The sequence below is a fragment of the Pseudomonadota bacterium genome (genome assembly GCA_018817425.1).
Classification (GTDB): domain Bacteria; phylum Desulfobacterota; class Desulfobacteria; order Desulfobacterales; family RPRI01; genus RPRI01.
The window spans coordinates 112,428-130,007 of record JAHITX010000096.1 but is presented as its reverse complement, the minus strand read 5'-3'; the positions used below and the strand labels follow the sequence as shown (position 1 = coordinate 130,007).

Annotated in this window: 14 protein-coding genes; 10 read left to right on the top strand and 4 right to left on the bottom strand. The window is 38.8% G+C overall.

Going from position 1 to position 17,580, the window contains the following annotated elements; translation table 11 throughout:
- Positions 1-12: 12 nt before the first annotated feature.
- Together waaF and KKC46_16990 are read left to right on the top strand one after the other, a co-directional pair.
- Complete coding sequence (gene waaF / locus KKC46_16995) at positions 13-1,083, top strand: lipopolysaccharide heptosyltransferase II (GenBank protein MBU1055498.1); 1,071 nt, start codon at positions 13-15, stop codon at positions 1,081-1,083.
- Positions 1,080-2,126 carry a glycosyltransferase family 9 protein gene (locus KKC46_16990; GenBank protein ID MBU1055497.1) on the top strand — a complete coding sequence of 349 codons (1,047 nt, stop codon included), beginning with the start codon at positions 1,080-1,082 and terminating at the stop codon, positions 2,124-2,126. Before waaF ends, KKC46_16990 begins: the two co-directional genes overlap by 4 nt.
- A gap of 210 nt (positions 2,127-2,336) precedes the next feature.
- Here the strand turns inward: KKC46_16990 and KKC46_16985 are convergent, their stop codons facing one another.
- Both KKC46_16985 and KKC46_16980 read right to left on the bottom strand, forming a co-directional pair.
- Positions 2,337-3,746 (bottom strand): 2-hydroxyacyl-CoA dehydratase family protein, encoded by a 1,410-nt coding sequence (locus KKC46_16985; protein MBU1055496.1) that lies wholly within the window; start codon positions 3,744-3,746, stop codon positions 2,337-2,339.
- 45 nt (positions 3,747-3,791) lie between these two features.
- On the bottom strand, positions 3,792-4,934 hold the full coding sequence (locus tag KKC46_16980) for a 2-hydroxyacyl-CoA dehydratase family protein (protein MBU1055495.1): 1,143 nt from the start codon (positions 4,932-4,934) through the stop codon (positions 3,792-3,794).
- A 477-nt stretch (positions 4,935-5,411) separates the two neighbouring features.
- Here KKC46_16980 and KKC46_16975 point away from each other — a divergent pair, with 477 nt between their 5' ends.
- The 8 genes from KKC46_16975 to KKC46_16940 all read left to right on the top strand — a co-directional run bounded on the left by KKC46_16975 (position 5,412) and on the right by KKC46_16940 (position 14,129).
- Positions 5,412-6,212, top strand: a complete 801-nt coding sequence (locus KKC46_16975) for a 2-hydroxyglutaryl-CoA dehydratase (protein ID MBU1055494.1) — start codon at positions 5,412-5,414, stop codon at positions 6,210-6,212.
- On the top strand, positions 6,209-8,701 hold the full coding sequence (locus KKC46_16970; protein ID MBU1055493.1) for an FAD-dependent oxidoreductase: 2,493 nt from the start codon (positions 6,209-6,211) through the stop codon (positions 8,699-8,701). Before KKC46_16975 ends, KKC46_16970 begins: the two co-directional genes overlap by 4 nt.
- Positions 8,702-8,732: 31 nt before the next feature.
- Positions 8,733-9,011, top strand: a complete 279-nt coding sequence (locus tag KKC46_16965; GenBank protein ID MBU1055492.1) for a hypothetical protein — start codon at positions 8,733-8,735, stop codon at positions 9,009-9,011.
- A gap of 2 nt (positions 9,012-9,013) precedes the next feature.
- Positions 9,014-9,202, top strand: coding sequence for a hypothetical protein (locus KKC46_16960; protein MBU1055491.1), 189 nt, complete (start codon positions 9,014-9,016; stop codon positions 9,200-9,202).
- Positions 9,203-9,221: 19 nt separating this feature from the next.
- Entirely contained in the window at positions 9,222-10,001 is a 780-nt protein-coding gene (locus tag KKC46_16955) for a methyltransferase domain-containing protein (GenBank protein ID MBU1055490.1), read from the top strand.
- 9 nt (positions 10,002-10,010) lie between these two features.
- Entirely contained in the window at positions 10,011-11,396 is a 1,386-nt protein-coding gene (locus KKC46_16950) for a radical SAM protein (protein MBU1055489.1), read from the top strand.
- A gap of 14 nt (positions 11,397-11,410) precedes the next feature.
- Positions 11,411-12,574 (top strand): MaoC family dehydratase N-terminal domain-containing protein, encoded by a 1,164-nt coding sequence (locus KKC46_16945; GenBank protein MBU1055488.1) that lies wholly within the window; start codon positions 11,411-11,413, stop codon positions 12,572-12,574.
- A gap of 169 nt (positions 12,575-12,743) precedes the next feature.
- Positions 12,744-14,129 (top strand): AMP-binding protein, encoded by a 1,386-nt coding sequence (locus KKC46_16940; GenBank protein ID MBU1055487.1) that lies wholly within the window; start codon positions 12,744-12,746, stop codon positions 14,127-14,129.
- Between the two features lie 27 nt (positions 14,130-14,156).
- Here KKC46_16940 and KKC46_16935 read toward each other — a convergent pair whose 3' ends face one another.
- Positions 14,157-15,710: a PAS domain S-box protein gene (locus KKC46_16935; protein ID MBU1055486.1), complete on the bottom strand. Its 1,554-nt coding sequence runs from the start codon at positions 15,708-15,710 to the stop codon at positions 14,157-14,159.
- Positions 15,711-16,163: 453 nt separating this feature from the next.
- Positions 16,164-17,570, bottom strand: coding sequence for a sigma-54 dependent transcriptional regulator (locus KKC46_16930; GenBank protein MBU1055485.1), 1,407 nt, complete (start codon positions 17,568-17,570; stop codon positions 16,164-16,166).
- Between the last annotated feature and the right edge of the window lie 10 nt (positions 17,571-17,580).

Below are 17,580 nucleotides of genomic sequence, written 5' to 3'. Positions count from 1 at the left end.
GGAAGAGAAATTATGCAGCTTCAACCGCTTGAGGGCTCAAGTATTAACACGATACTCATTCGTGCCACAAACTGGGTAGGCGATGCCGTAATGACTCTTCCGGCACTTGAGGCAGTATCTGAGAGTTTTCCATCTGCAAAGATTACTGTTATTGCAAGGCCGTGGGTTGCTCCTTTATTTGAAAATCATCCTGCCGTAAGCAATGTTATGGTTTTTCAAAAACACGAAAGCTTTATAAAAGATATATCTGAAATACGCAGTCTGGTTGAATCTATAAAAGAAAAACAATTTGATCTTGCAATTCTTTTTCAGAATGCATTTGAAGCAGCCATAATTGCATACCTTGGCGGAGTAAAAAACAGAGTCGGTTTCGATTCGGATGGCCGGGGTATATTGCTGACCCATCCGATAAAAAGAACCAATGAAATATTTAAGATCCATCAGGTTGAATATTATCTGTCTATCATAAAGGCATTAGGCTTTAAGGCAGAAAGCCGTAATCCTGTTATTTATATTTCAGAAAACAATTTTAATAGAGCAGATAATATTTTAAAACAAAATGGTATAAATAATGATGAGTTTGTGCTTGGTTTTGCACCGGGAGCAATTTTCGGAAATGCTAAAAAGTGGCCCCCGGAACGTTTTGCTGAAATAGGAGATATCGCGGCCCAAAGATGGGGTGCAAAAACAATTATAATGGGCAGCAAAAAAGAAAAATATATCGGTACCGTTGTAAGCAACCTGATGATACATACCCCTGTAGACTTTTGCGGTATAACCTCTCTTGAAGAAGCAATAGCGATTATCAGCAGGTGTAATTTTTTTGTATCAAATGATTCAGGCCTCATGCATGTAGCAGCAGCACTTGGTGTTCCAACTCTTGCGATTTTTGGTTCTACCGATCATATAGCTACCGGACCGCGAGGCCCAAAAACAAGAATTGTAAAACATGATATCGATTGCGCACCATGCTTAAAGCAGGAGTGCCCTACAGATTTTAAATGCATGCTTTCCATAACACCTGAACAAGTCTGGCAAGAAATGGAACAATTCAGGTCCGCTTGTGAAAATATATCCGAATGACAGATGTCAAAAATATTTTAATAATTAAATTAAGCTCCATAGGTGATGTTGTTCACGCTCTTCCATTTCTTGAAGCAATAAGACAATGCTTTCCTGCCTCTAAAATAGACTGGCTGATTGAAGAAGAAGCTTCCCAGGTAATATCTGGGCACCCGTCGATTAACCAAATTATTGTATCAGGAAGAAAAAGATGGCAAAAAGAAATTTTCGAACCTTCAAAATTCATAAAGACATCTTCTGATATAATTAAATTTTATAAAGATGTGAGATTATCTTCATATGATGTAGTAATTGATTTGCAGGGTCTTTTCAGAAGCGGTGTTTTAGCTGCAATTTCAAAGGGGAAAAGGAAAATAGGCATGAGCGGATCAAGGGAAGGAGCTTCATTTTTCTTAAAAGAACTTCCTGTCCCTGTCAGCTACGAACAGCATGCAATTGACCGCTATCTCAAAGTAGCATCATATCTTGGTTGCAATACCGATACCGTTAAGGGTGAAATTCCTGTTTTTGAACAGGATAAAAATCTTATCGACAACCTGCTTGGATCACAAATAGAAAATAAAAATATTATAGCCGTTAATCCAATTGCCAAATGGAAAACAAAGTTATGGGAAGAAGATAAATTTTCTAAACTTGCTTCAATGCTGCAAAAGGATTTGTCCTGTAGTATAATATTTACAGGAAGTAAACAGGATGTACCGGTTATCGATGGCATTATGAATAAAATGGACAGTAAAGATAGAACAATAAATTTTGCAGGCCGTACAAGCCTAAAAGAACTTGCTTACCTTTATTCGAAATGTTCGGTTCTTGTCTGTACTGATACCGGACCTATGCATATCGCATCTGCAATGGGATGCAAGGTTGTTTCGCTTTTCGGACCTACTTCACCGTTGCGAACCGGCCCTTACGGAAAAGGACATAAAGTAATAAGAAGCGATAAGGATTGCAGCCCATGCCTTAAAAAAGAATGCGACAATACAGCATGTATGAAGAATATAACCGTAACCGAGGTATTTGATGCTGTGATGAGCATAATCTGAAGGCCCAGCAAAAAGTCTGAAAAACCTTTATCTTGTCATTCCCGTGAAAACGGGAATCCAGCAAATTCAATCAGATTCGTATTCTTTGGATTCCCGCCTCCGCGGGAATGACGACTTATTACTATTTCATCATAATCTGATTATGCTCAGAAACTGGGAATACTTATCGGCTTAAAATTACCATAGAGAGTCAGTTCAGCTTTTCGTGTATCAAAGAGTTCCGGCAGCTATCTTTTTGTTGGCTTTTAAAATTTCAGCAAATGATTCAATCCTTGTCTTTATCTGCCCTGAGCTGTAGTTTCTCGTATCGTAGCCGTCCGCTTCAACCAGGATAGTTGGAAGCCCGGTGTTTTTTTCTATATAATCTTTTCCTATAAATGTGGGGCTGCAAAAAGGCCGGCACGATATTGGATACATCATGATAATTCCGTCAACTTTCTGATCATTTGCACACCATTCCCAGTATCGCAGACTTCCTTCGGCGGAACTAAGCTGAGGTTTGCGAAATGCCTGCTCGGATAAAGACATCCATCGATCATCAGGATAATTTGTAGGCTGAGTTTCATAAGGGTGGTAACCGTCCACCATCATCATCGGTATTGCAAGCCCCAGCTCTTCGATTGCTCTCATAGGCTTCTGGTCCACAAGTGTTCTAAGCTGCACATATACCCTTGGAGCACCTTTGGGCACTACTCCAACTCCTGCATCAATTTTTTGTTTTGTTTCCTTAATGAGCATATTAATGCCGTTGATTACATCTTTGGGATAGCGTGTTCCTGCACCCTTGATTAAAAATACCAATCCGATATCGGCCTGGCTTATAGGCTGCGGATCAGCCTTAGACACCATTCCGGTAAGAGTCATATAGCCCATTGTAATCTGCATTATTTCCTGCAATGCTGCTTTAATGTGATCATCGGTAATATCAAGGCCTGTTGTTTCATTAACACGGGCTATAGAAGCTTTTATTGTGCTTGCGTTGTATTCAATTGCACGTTTATCCATATTGGGCCAGCTTCCCCATTCCCAGTCATTGGTTCCATCAAGGTAAGTAGCCTCATAGCCGTATAGCTTTGTGCACAGTTCTTCAACTTCAGGGCCCTGATCACAACACCAGCCGCAATTTAAAACTATTGTTGGGATGGGAAGAATCTTTCTTTCATACAATGCAGTATATATCTGGTATTCCGGGCAATGTGCTCTTCCTGCGGTTTGTCCGATAAGTTCTCCTAAATCAAGAAGGTCATTTACCGTATCAAAGATATTACCAAGTCCCATCCACAGGTATTGTTTTGCCAGACATGCGTATACATTTGTCCCTCTGCCGGCAACTATCATAGCCTGTGCTAAAGGGCTAAGACCTGGCCAATTGTAATAAACTCTTTTTTCATATTCTTCACCCGACAAGACAGCATCCATTACTTCCTTCATCATGACTTTTAGCAGCATTCTTATGCCTTCAAGAGAACAATCAAAGTTTGACTGTACATTTTTTTCAGCCTTTGCAATCATTTCCTTTGTATCTGAACCGATAATTTTTAAGGTCTTTTCTATCCTTGGTTTTTGTTCGTCGATTTCTTCATCGCTGAATCCGCATAGTTTGAATAAATTTGTATACATAATAAATCTCCTGATATTGATTTGATATCTGATAAACTAAAATCTTTAGTTGGCACTCATTACTTCAACCAAGGTCTCAATCCTTGTACGCGCCGGGCCTTTTTCAGCCGGAGCATAATCGGATTCAATCTTGACCATCGGAATTCCAGCTTGATCTTCTATCATCTTACTAAAATAATGGGCCTGGATATCAAATCCGTCACGGTACATCATCTGATACCAGACAACTCCTTTGCAGGAAAATTCCTTTGCCTTTTCAATAAGCCGTTCCATGCGGTCTCCCCAGGGACGATCCCAGGGAGCAGGTACACGCTTATCAAAATATGTATCGGATAAGTTTTGTATTGGGTCATTTCCGTTAACTTCCACATTATCCAGATATGGACGGTATCCTTCCGTAACCTCTTCATAAACAATATCAGCATCGGTATTTTCTATAATATCAAATACAAGATTATCGCCGTTCGCCAAAGAAGATGCTATCATCATAACCCGTTTCCGGTTTTTGTCGGCTGTGGGCTTTTCTTTTATTTCATCGCGGACTGCTTCTAAGGTTTGAACAATAAAATCCTTGTCCGCAAATGTGGATGCATGCTGAAGCATTGTAAAATCCCTGCTGCTGATTGCAGCCGGGTTTGTTTTTCGCGCAAAGCTGATTTCTTTGAAAAGACTTCTTATTTTGTTTCCTATCTGTATCTCATCATCAAGCTTTTCATCCGTAACTTTGTTTCCGGTAAGATCTTCAAGCTTTTTCTTCAGCAATTCCAGCCCTCCTTTAAAATAGGTTCGGGCAGATTCTCCTTTGTTATGGGGAACGCCGTATCGGAACACATCCGCATTACCGTAGTAATTCCAGGAATCGGCAATTATCTTGTGATTGCAGTCTGTGTGTGGAACAACGAGAATATCAGGCAGATTATATACCAGATCACCTCCCATCAGATACGAAATCTGTGTTTTGCAGAAAGTGCAAAAAAACCTTGGATTGTACTTTAAGCTTTCGATTACGGAGTCAGCATCGCCGCCTTTTAACAAACAAATCGGAATTGCACCCGCCGCATGGACAATTTCTTCAGGCATGAACCCGCCGGGTGTGTATCCGACAATTTTGACACCGTCTTTTTTTAGTTTCCCTAATGTCGATGATCTGTCCGACAAATGATTTTTCAGCCGTTCCATAGCTAACATCTTGTTTCTCCTTCGTTTGGTTGTAGTTCTTTCGGCAAATCCGCTCTGATGAGCTTATTATTAAATTTAAATATCTACACTCTCAGACGGTGCCGATTGCTTTCCGTCTTCTTTAAAAATGAGTATCCAAGACTAAAATTTCAGTGTGATTTTTACATAAACTGCCGGAAAAAGTAAGATTGGAAAATTGAGGTTAAAAAGTCGGGATGATCCCGACATTTTATTTTATTAAATATAAGCTGTTAATTATATATTATCAATATTGGAGATTTCGGTTTTTTAAAACTTCGATTAAAAAAAATTGAAGACGGATATATATGGGGACAGGCACCATATTATACCCATAGTTTTCTCACCTTGTATTAATAAAAATATATGAGAAAATGCAACCAATGCGATACAGATTCTCAGGAAGCCTCCGTTATATTATAAATCGTCTGATTTGTTTGAAATAAAAACAGCACAAAAGGAGAACCCATGTTAATAGCAGGTGTTGATGTTGGTGCTGCTACAGCTAAAACAGCCATATTAAAAGATGGTGAGTTTGTGGCTTATGAAGTTATGCCCACAGGAGATTATGTAACAGAATCTTCGAAAGAGGTAACGGAAAAAGCACTTAAAAAAGCCGGGTACACATTTAAGGATGTAGATCGTTTTGTATCGACCGGTTACGGAAGAGACAGTGTCAAATTCGCTGATAAAAGCATCAGTGAAATTATTTGCCATGCCAAAGGAGCCAGCTTTTTAATTCCCGAAGCCCGGACTATCATTGACATTGGAGGGCAGGACAGCAAAGTTATTGGTATGAGAGAAAACGGAACAGTAAAAAGTTTTGTTATGAATGATAAATGTGCTGCCGGAACCGGAAGATTTTTAGAAGTTATGGCTTCCGTTTTAAATCTCACAATTGACCAGATGGGGCCTGACTCACTAAAGAGTGTAAGTCCGTCCAATATCTCAAGCACATGCACTATCTTTGCTGAATCTGAAATTATATCTTTAAGAGCAGACAGAACTAATCGGGAAGATATGGTGGCAGGATTACACAAAGCGGTTTCACGGCGGGTTATTATAATGGGAAGATCGGTAGGCTATAATGACAAGATTGTTTTTACAGGGGGTGTGGCTAAAAACAGCGGGGTTGTTAAATTTATTCAGGAATTGCTTGATAAAGAAGTCGTATTGCCCGAAGTTCCGCAAATTATAGGAGCTTTGGGTGCGGCATTGTTAGCTGATGTAGATGTCGGGAAAAACCGGAAACAGGAAGAAGTGGCATGAAAGAGATCGATAAAATAATTGAAAACTGTAAGGGAGATGCTTATCCCCGTTGTCAGGATGCATGCCCGGCACATATTGATATAAGAAAATATATATCCTTAATCTCACAAGGCGAGTTTCAAAAAGCTCTGGAAGTAATAAGAGAAACCATGCCTTTTCCTGCGGTATGCGGAAGAGTTTGCACATACCCATGTGAAAGTCAATGCGAGCGTAATAATATTGATCAACCTGTAGCAATTCGGGCCCTTAAAAGATTTGTATCTGACTATGAAGTTCAAAACGGAAGAGAAAAGGCCAGTCCCTGTAAAATCACCAAAGATAAAAAGGTTGCAATCATAGGTTCAGGACCGGCAGGTCTTTCCTGTGCATACGATTTGATAAGAAAAGGTTATTTTGTAACAATTTTTGAAGCAATGCCGAAAACAGGCGGGCTTATGCGTTATGGTATTCCGGCATACAGATTGCCTGACACTTGCCTTGATAATGATATCGAATACATCAGAGAACTGGGAGTTGAGATAAAAACCAACCAGCCTGTTCTCAGTCTGGAGAATCTTTTTGGCAATGAAAATTATGATGCCGTATTTATGGGAGTTGGAGCGCAAACTTCTGTAAATGCCGGATTGTTCGGTGAAAACAGCAGCGGTGTGTTTTCTGCACTTGATTTTCTGGAAGCTGTTAATAATGGTGAAAAAAATAATCCCGGAAAACGGGTAATTATTATAGGAGGCGGCAATGCTGCTATTGACAGCGCCAGAGCAGCCAAAAGGCTTGGAGCAGATAATGTAAGCATTATTTACAGGCGATCCCGCGAAGAAATGCCTGCTGATCCGCTTGAAATCAAAGAAGCAGAGCTTGAAGGCGTTATTATCCGTTTTCATGTTGCTCCTGTTAAAATAATTGATAATAACGGAAAATGTATTGGCGTTGAGTGTCTTGAAATGAAACCGGGAGAAGTAGATGATAGCGGCAGACGCCGTCCCATACCGGTTAAAGGATCAGAGTTTGTTTTAGATACTGATAATGTGATAATAGCAATTGGTCAAAGTGTAGATAAATCAAAACTGCCGATAATACCTGAACTCAGCAAGCAGGGAACTCTGGCAGTTGATGAGATTACAATGCAGACAAATACGGCAGGAGTTTTTGCAGGAGGTGATGTTGTTTCAGGCGCATCTACTGTAATTAAAGCTGTTGCCGCCGGTAAAAAAGCAGCGGTTTCCATCGACAGATATTTAAGCGATCAGGATCTTTTTGAAGGAAGACAAAAGACATATAAAGTTTTAAAGGATACTTTTAAAAAAGAGGCAACACCAATTCCAAGATCCAAAATGCCGGAAACAGCTATTGACAAGCGATTGGGATTTGATGAAGTGGAACTTGGGTTTGATGAGCAAACTGCGATTAAAGAGGCCCAAAGATGTCTTGTCTGTGAATGCAAAAGCTGTATGACGGATTGTGAATTTCTCAATCGTTTTTGTGACAATCCGAAAGACCTTGTTGATAAATACAAAGATGGCGCTTTTATTAAAAGACCGGCGATCCCTTATTGCTGTAACATTTGTGATCTTTGCGAAAAGGTGTGTCCCGAAGGACTTAATATCGGGAAAATGTGCAACGAAGCCAGACAGGAACTGGTTGAATGCAGCAAAGGCCCGCTTCCAACGCACAAGCTTGTCATAAAAGATCAGGATTGGGTAAGATCGGATGAGTTCATGTTAACCCTTCCAAATCCTGATAAAAGAAAAAGCAGCAGGGTTTTCATGCCGGGCTGCCATCTGTCGGCATATTCGCCGCAATCTGTAATTTCAGCTTATGACTGGCTGTTATCAAACGATAAAGATACGGGCATTATTTTAAAATGCTGCGGAAACCCAACCCGTTCATTAGGAGATCATGCATCATTTCAGAATATGATTAAAGATCTTACGGATGAAATTAAACGGATGGGAGCAGAGGAGCTTATTCTGGCATGTCCCAACTGTCTTAGAACTATAAGCCAGCATGATGCCTCAGGAATTAAAATAAGATCATTATATGATGTTCTGGCTGAAGAGGGAATTATTTTATCAGATGGGCATAAAACAGGCGTATTTTCAATTCATGATCCTTGCGCCGGGAGATTTAAAAAAGATACTCATGATAATATCCGCAAACTGGTATCTCAAACTGGCAGCAGCATAATCGAGATGGAACACCATGGTGAAAACGGCCTTTGCTGCGGTATGGGAGGTATGATAGCTTTCGCATCTTTTGATCTGGCCCAAAAAATCACTAAAAAAAGAGTAGAAGAAGCAAAGCATGATATTCTTACCTATTGTGCTACATGCAGGGAAGCGCTGGCTCAACACAAACCTACTATTCATGTTCTTGATCTGTTGTTTAATCCCAACTGGGATGAGAATAAGGCAAAGCCGCCCAATCAGGCAAATATCAAAAAAGATAACCAATCCTATTTAAAGGCAAAGCTAACTGAGATTTATTTATAAAGCCGTGCAGATAAACAAAGGAGAGTAACTAATGAGCAATGCAGAAGGATATGAAACAATCAATATAAACAAAAGCTCTGAAGTTTCGGAATTGCTGGAATCAAGAGGCATTTTGGATGATGAGCTTAAAATGGTCATTTATGATTCTGAAACAACAAATGAAAAGCTTTGTGATACCGGCAATAATGAATTTTTAGGTAAAAAGACTATCGGCAATGCGCTTTATTTTGTAAGGTATTCAAAAGAGGCTGATAGCTATAAAATTCATACTGCGTATTGTGTAAAAAGCGCTTTTGATGAGGAGAGCTGAAAATGGCAAACTGGCAATGCTGTAAATGTGAAAAACCTATGGAAGTAAAAGATCTTTCCTTAATATATTATGAAATGCTTGGTTTCCAAAGCGGTTTGGAATGCCCCGGATGTAAGATAAAATTTATAACTGAAGAAGTAGCCATGGAAATGAACAAAACAGAAGCCGAAATGGAAGCAAAGTTCGGATAAAATTTAAAGCAGTGCTTACATGAAAACTTCAATTGTTAAAACCTATGAAGCAAATGAGTTTAATCAGGTCCTGGATGAAATATTACATCCAGGCGGATTGGAACTCACAAAGAAAACCGCCGAATCAGCCGGTATTCAAAAAGGAGCTCTGGTTTTAGATATTGCATCCGGCAGAGGATCAAGCGCTTGCTTTTTATCCGATCTTTTTGATTGCCGGGTTATAGGCACAGATTTATCGCTTAATTCTTCATCTCTTGCCAGGAAAAAAGCTCAAAAGTTGTCGCTTTCTAATAAGGCAGAATTTTGTTTAGCTGATTCCGAATCATTGCCGTTTTCCAACTCGGTTTTTGATGCGGTTATTACGGAATGTGCTTTTTCTCTGTTTACTGATAAAATGCGTGTTGCAAAAGAGGTTTTTCGGATTCTTAAACCGGGCGGCAGATTCTCGATGTCCGATGTTATCTTAAATCATCCCTTAAGCTCCGAGTTTAAAGATGAGGTTCTTTTTAATTGTTGTTTTACCGGGGCATTAACAAAAGCCGGATACATCGAAGTTTTTTACAAGGCGGGATTTGAAAATGAACTGTTTGAAGATCATTCCATTGAGTTAAAAAAAATCGCATTTAAATTAATCTCAGGTTATGGTTCATTGGATGATTTTTGGAAGCATTTTTCAAGTGAAGGTGCATCTTGCTGTTCCGCCTTAAATAATAGTTCTGATCCGCAAATTGAATGGAAAAGACTTTTTGCTGAAAGCAAACCGGGATATGCTATATTTTCTTTCCGTAAACCATTGTAGGATAGTAAAATGCCTAAAAATATAGGCGAAACAACAAGTATTTGCCCTCATTGTCTTGCTGTAATACCGGCTGTAAAGATTTCAGAAGGTGAAGATATCTTTCTTAAAAAAACCTGTCCCGTTCATGGCGAATTTAAAACTGTAATCTGGAGAGGCAATCCGACATTTGAACAATGGGGCTATGGAGAATTTTCACAGCCGCTTCAGGAAAAACAGACGAAAACCATTTCAGGATGTCCGAAAGATTGTGGGATATGCCCGGAACACCAGGCGGATACCTGTACTGTTTTAATGGAAGTCACAGATAAGTGTAACCTTTCCTGCCCCGTATGTTTTGCCGGAGACAGGCAATCATCATCAAATACTCCCGAAATTAAACAGCTTAAAGAAATGTGTGAAGCAGTTGTGGCTGCTGCCGGAACTTGCCCCATTCAGTTAAGCGGCGGAGAACCGACTGTAAGAGATGATCTTCCTGAAATTGTGAGTGTTGCAAAGAATGCCGGATTGGGTCATGTCCAGATTAATACCAACGGCATCAGGATAGCAAAAGACAAAGTTTATTTAAAGGCTTTAAAAGATGCCGGAACTGATTTGATTTATCTTCAATTTGATGGTGTAACGGATGATGTTTACCGGACACTAAGGGGCGTTGATCTTTTTGGTCTAAAGATAAACGCGGTTGAAAACTGCTCTGAAATCAAGATGGGTGTGCAATTGGTACCCACAGTAATTCCGAAAGTTAATGACTCTCAATTGGGAGAGATCCTGTTTTTTGCCAAACGCTATATGCCGGTTATCAAAGGAATTCATTTCCAGCCTGTTACCTATTCCGGACGCTATAATTTTTGCCCATCAAATGAAAGCAGAATTACTACTCCTGAAATATTAAGATTGCTTGAAATTCAAACCTCTGGTGAAATCAAGGCTCATGATTTCCAGCCACGCAGGAAAATGGATTCGCATTGCGGCTTTTCAGGATTTTATATCTTAAATGATAAGGGCAAACTGCAGGCGACTACCCGTTTTCATCCCGATAAATCCACTCTTTTTGAAAACTGTATTCAAAGCCAAAAGAAAGAAAGTCCGACTGCTCATGTGCGGCGCTTTATCACTGAAAAATCCAGATTTATAGAACCTGCAACAAAACAATGTGCATGCAAAACCCCAAACGGACCTTTTAATAATTTTTACGAACGGATTCAAACACACTATTTATCCATATCGGGGATGCCTTTTATGGATGCCTGGACAATTGATCTTAAAAGACTTAAGGGCTGCTGCATCCACGTTATAACAACAGATAAGCGGCTGATTCCTTTTTGCAGTTACTATTTAACCGGCTCGCAAGGCGGCAGTCTGCACAGAAAAATACAGCCCGGGCCAATCAATTATTAAGGATAAATGAGTGTATGGAAAAGAGTAAGATTACGTATACAGCGTTTGAAGAAATGAGAAGCCGGGTAGGAAAACAACTTCGTGTTAACTATCAATTTAACAGTGTCGCCACAGAAGATGCGATTAAAAAGTTTGCCGACGGCATAGGCGATCCCAATAAATTGTGGAGAGATAAGAAATATGCCGATTCAACTTCTTATAAAACACTTCCGGCTCCGCCATCATGGCTTAACAGTGTTCTTCCCACTTGGGTATTGCAGGGTTTGCCGGGAGTGCATGCTTTACAAACAAGTGTAGACTGGCAATACTACAAACCGGTACTGGCAAATGACCGGATTAGTCCTCAATGTTTTTTGACAGGATGCAAAAAGGTCAACAGCAAATTATACGGCAAATCCGTTTATGAACAGCAGGAAGTAAAATTTATAAATCAGACTGACCATTTGGTTGCCAGCGTCAACTCTTCTGCATTCAGGGTTGAACGAAGCCCGGATGAACAAGATGTTTCCGGCAAAAAATTTAAATTGCCTCATCCATGGACATTACAGGAACTGGAAGAAATTGAAGATCATGTGCTTGCAGAAAAATACCGGGGTACAAAGCCGCTTTATTATGAAGATGTTGACAAAGGCAAAGTATTACCCGAAATCATAAAAGGCCCTTTGGGGATAACTGATATTATATCCTTTTGCATTGGCGCTTCGCCGGTTCCATTACAGGCTCATGGATCGGCACTTAGAACTTACCGCAAACATCCGGCCTGGGCATTTAGAGACAGCAAAACTTCTGCTATGGAACCTGTTTTTAGTGTGCATTATAATATTGATGCAGCAAATGAATGCGGTTTGCCTTATCCTTATGATACGGCTGTTCAAAGGCATTGCTGGCTTATCCATTTTCTGACAAACTGGATGGGTGATAATGGCTGGATAAAAAGCAGCCATGCAAGATTTAAGAGGCTGGTTTATCTTTCGGATGCCATCAGAATTTCCGGCTATGTTACAGATAAATATATAGATGATAAGAAAGAATGCTGTGTTGATATAGTATCAAAAGCTATTAATCAAAGAGGTGACGATGTTATGCCTGCAAAATCGACTATTATACTGCCATCACGAAATGACAAGCTTGGGCCGATAGATAAAAGAACAGGGGAACCGTATTTAGCTCCAACATGATTGCCCGGCTTAATAAATACTGACGAACGTTACTTCCCCCTTAGCAAAGGGGGTCAGGGGGTTGTTAGAGCTTTCTTGATAGAACTTTTCGGTTTCAGCTTATATATAAAAAAACAACCCCCTTTATCCCCCTTTCTTAAGGGGGAATTGAGGGAAATAGAATTTCAATATGATTTTGGAAAAATGGATTCATAACAAAATTAAAGAGTCTTTAAATAAAAACTGCTCACGAAAACAATTCGGTCAAAACCCAGACTGCATTACCCGTAAGGATATTGAGCAGTATCAGCTTGACAGGCTTATAAAGACACTTTGCTATGCTGCCGATAACAGTGTATTTTATAAATCTCTTAAAGATAAAATCACCAAAATTGATTCTCTTGAAAGTATCAGACATCTTCCTTTTACCGAACCCGATGATTTAATAAACAGCCCTTATAAGCTCCTTTGTGTTTCATTGGGAAAAATTGACAGGATATACAGTCATTTTACAACAGGTACTACCGGAAAACCCAAAAAAATATTTTTCACACAGCAGGATGCAGATACAATCATAGAATCCATGGCAGCAATAATGCACACTGTTGTTTCGGACGGAAACGATCAATATTGTTTTGACGGATGCAAAGTTCAGATATTTTTGCCCGATAATTCTCCTCCGCTTAGCATGGCCGGAATGATTGCAAAAGGAGTAAAAAATCTTAACGGAATTCCGTTAATCGGTCAGTGCGACAGCCCTACCCCATCTCAGATTGAAAGCATAAAAGCATTTAAACCGGATATGATCATGGGATCAGCCTTTCGCATATGGCGCATGACAAAAGAATCCGAGTCTGTTTTTGATCTGGCCGATATTGGCGTAAAATTCGTTTTTATCACCTCCGAATATCTTTCCCCTGCCATGCGGAAGGCTTTAGAAAAAGCTTGGAATGCAAAAGTATACCATCATTACGGAATGACGGAACCTGGCTTTGCTATCGGTATAGAATGCACAGCACACAAGGGTTACCATTTTAATGAATGTGATCTTTATTTTGAAATAGTAGATTTTAAAACAGGTGAGCCGATAAAAAACGAAGAAGAGGAAGGAGAGCTGGTTTTTACTACTTTAAATCGTATTGGCATGCCTTTGATTCGCTATCGTACAGGAGATCTTGCCCGGCTTATCCGAAGTACCTGTGAATGTGGTGCTTGTACTTTGCTTAGAATCGGTGAAATCCCAAGAAGAAAAGCACTGATTGTCAATATCGGAGAAGACGATAAAATATATACATCTCTTTTTGATGACAGATTATACGCCATTTCTGAGCTGATAGATTACAGAATATTTATCACCAGAAAAGACGGCCTGGATCATATTAAATGCTGTGTTGAGGTACTGAAAAATCAGGATGATTTAACAGCCAGGATCATCGGCTGCATAAATTCCGTACCGTCTGTTAAGAAAAATATGGAAAAAGGTCTTATGGGAAATCCCGAAATTCAGTTTGTAGAAGCGGGTATTTTAAGAAGAGGGGGCAGTCAGCAGAAAAGAAGAATCGTCGACAACAGATAGGGCAACAGATAAAAAAATTATGAAAACTCACCAGATGTTTTGTTCCGAAGACAGAAGATAGCTTCTAAGATTAACCTTTTTGTTTTTAATTCCGATTTTATTTCTTATATTATCTCTGTGGAAATGGATTGTGCTCATAGCCAGGTGTAAAGTGTTTGCTATCTCCTTGGTGGTTTTTCCCAGCTTTATAAGGCTTGCAACCTGAATTTCCGAAGGTGTCAGGTCAATCTGAGAAGGAGAAACAAACGGAATAAGCGGAGTAAGAATGTCATTTAAGTTCGCTTCAATAATATGTATCAAATTCTCCTGATAATTATCTAATGTAGTATTATTTATTCTTTCAAGATATGGAACAATTAATTGCTTAATATTAAAAATCAGTTTTTCTTCAAGCTTAGTTTTATCCATTTCCCGCTTTTTTAAAAGTACTTCTAAGGCTGTGTTGTTCTTCTCAAGTTCAACTGTGCGCTCCTGAACCATGTTTTCAAGATTATCTTTCATTTTTTTTTCTTGTTCTTCAGCATTTTTAATATCAGTAATATCTCTAAGATTACCAACAATAGCTGCCGGTTCTCCATTTTCATCAAAAATAACTGAACGCGTGGTGCTGACCCAGCGGCGGCCATTTGTTTTATGTTTCATTCTGAAGGTTATGGTTCTGTTAATATCATCCTCATCCGGACGAATGTTCAGTTGTTTAAAGAATTCATGGACATTATCTTCCTCTTCAGGATGAAGGAAGTCAAAATTTCCGCTTTCCTGCAAATATATGATTTCTTCGGGAGTATAACCGGTTATTTTCAAAGAAGACGGGCTTAGATATTCGAATTTTGATGTTTTAAAATTCATAAAGTAAATAACATCATATGAATTATCGAGAACGCTGCGAAACCTTTTTTCGCTTTCTATAAGAGATTTTTCAATATGGGCTTTTTCCTTGACAATCTTTTGTAATTTCCGGTTGGTTTCCATCAGATCATCAGTACGTACTTTTATAAGACCTTCAAGATGTTCACGATATTTTATCAGAGAATCTTCCAGTTGAGAATTCTTTATAACCTGAGCAGCCAAATTGGAGAAACATTCGATATGAACAATATCAGGAGAGCTGATCACCTGTTGGCTGAACACGGTAAGTACACCTATGGCTTTGTCGTAATCCGAAACAAGCTTTAACCTGACAACTGATTTAATATCCTGGGTGCTAATCCCATTTTCATTATGGATAAACAAATCTTTAATGAATTTATTTATTGCTGATTTTTCACTGATGCCGATATTGATCTTGTCGGTTTTAAAATGGCTTAACGGTATCCTGTTAAGATCTGCATCTATGTTGCTATCGAAACCGGAACCGGCTATCAGATGCAGACATTCAATGTCACCTCTACAGGTTTTGTAACCAAAACCGTTTTGTGAAAAAGGACAACCGGAATTGCACCGATCCCCTTCTTTAACAATCCATAATATGGTGAATTTCGCTTTAAAAATGTCATTAACTGTATCGGTGATAATCTGAAGTTTTTTATCTAATTTTCCAATATTTCGCAAAACTTCCCAGAGACGGATAATGCTTTCCATACGATAGTCCAACCTATCTTCGGATAGTATGTCAATCTCGGAATTTTCCAACTTTGTGTTGGTAGTTTCAAAAGCCCGCGTATGTTTTATAGGATATGATAATATGATATATACACTCCGTTTACTAAATTATTAATTTTTCCTAGGATTTTAGGCTGTTGGATCAACTTTTGTGTAAGTATCTATAGTATTAAATTACCTATCATATGACATGTATGTCATATTTCAAACACGTAAGAGTGTCAATATTTATTTCCGAATCGAAAAATGCCAAATAAAGTATTGGGAAATTGATTGATCTATCTTTCAGATTGTTATGCAGATTGCCAAAATAATGTTCCGATTCAAGTTATATATGATTGGTTATGACATTTTCTTTAGGCAAGAATGGGGGACAATATAAGTATCGGTTGTTTAGTACAGACTAATATATTCTGTATGGTTTTTTAAACCTTATTCACCTTTACTGTATAGATGGTGTTTTTCAAGACGGTATCTCATTGACCTTAAGTTAATTCCCAGTAATTCAGCAGATCTTATCTTATCACCGCCTGAAAATTCGAATGCCTTCTTTACATAAGCTTTTTCAAGATCTTCAAGTATTGCATCAAGAGAAACACCGTTTTCAACATCGTTTAAATCAAATCTTCGCCCTTTAACTCCTTCAACAAAGCGTCTTCTCTTATGCATAGAAATAGAAAGACTTTCAGGAAGAAGAATATTTGTATCACTAATGGCTACACTTCTTTCCATTAAATTCTCAAGTTCCCGGATATTTCCGGGAAATTCATATTTATTTAAAAGATCTATAGCATAAGAAGATAATTTCGTAACTTCTTTGCCCATTTCATTGGAATACTTTTCAAGAAAATGCTGGGCCAGAGCACGAATATCGCTTTTTCTCTCTCTTAAAGAAGGCAATTTTATCTCTATAACATTTAATCTGTAGAAAAGATCTTCTCTGAAACGCTCTTCTATTACTTCGCTTGTAAGATCTTTATTCGTTGCAGATATTATCCTTATATCAACTGCAATATCTTCGATACCCCCAACAGCTTTAAATACTCTTTCCTGGACAACCCTTAGAAGTTTTACCTGAAGATGTATGCTAAGCTCGCCTATCTCATCTAAAAAAACGGTTCCTTTATCGGCAAGCTCAAATAGTCCTTTCTTATCATATGCAGCCCCAGTAAAAGCCCCTTTCTTATGCCCGAAAAGCTCACTCTCCATTAATGATTCCGGAATACCGGCACAGTTTATCACCACAAAAGGCTTGTCGCGACGATTGCTTTCATCATGAATGGCTTTTGCTATAAGTTCTTTGCCGGTTCCGCTTTCACCTGTAATAAGTATACTAGTTTTAGTTTTTGCAACCTGCTTTATAAGATTGTATACATGCATCATGGCGGGACTGTTTCCTATTATTTTCCCGAAATGAAGCTGTTTTTTAAGTTCATTATCAATATATTTCTTTTCCCGCTCTATGGTCTTTAATTCAAGAGCGTTAGCAATAGTAAGTTTAAGCTCCTCATTGTTGAAAGGTTTAGGAACATAGTCATATGCCCCACTGTTCATGGCTTCAATCGCTGTTTCCGCTGAAGCATAAGCGGAAATCATGATGACAACAGAATTAAGATCTTTCTTCTTTGCTGCCTTGAGGACATCAATTCCTGTCATATCCCCCAGCCTGATATCACAAAGGAGAAGATCAAAATCTTTTTTTCCAAGCCAGGAGATTGCCTTGCCACCACTTCCGGCTGATGTAATATTGTATCCCTCTCTTGACAAAATTACATCCAGTAATTCTCTCATGCTTTCTTCATCATCAACAACAAGTATATTAAAGTTTTTTTTATCCATAAGTATTGTA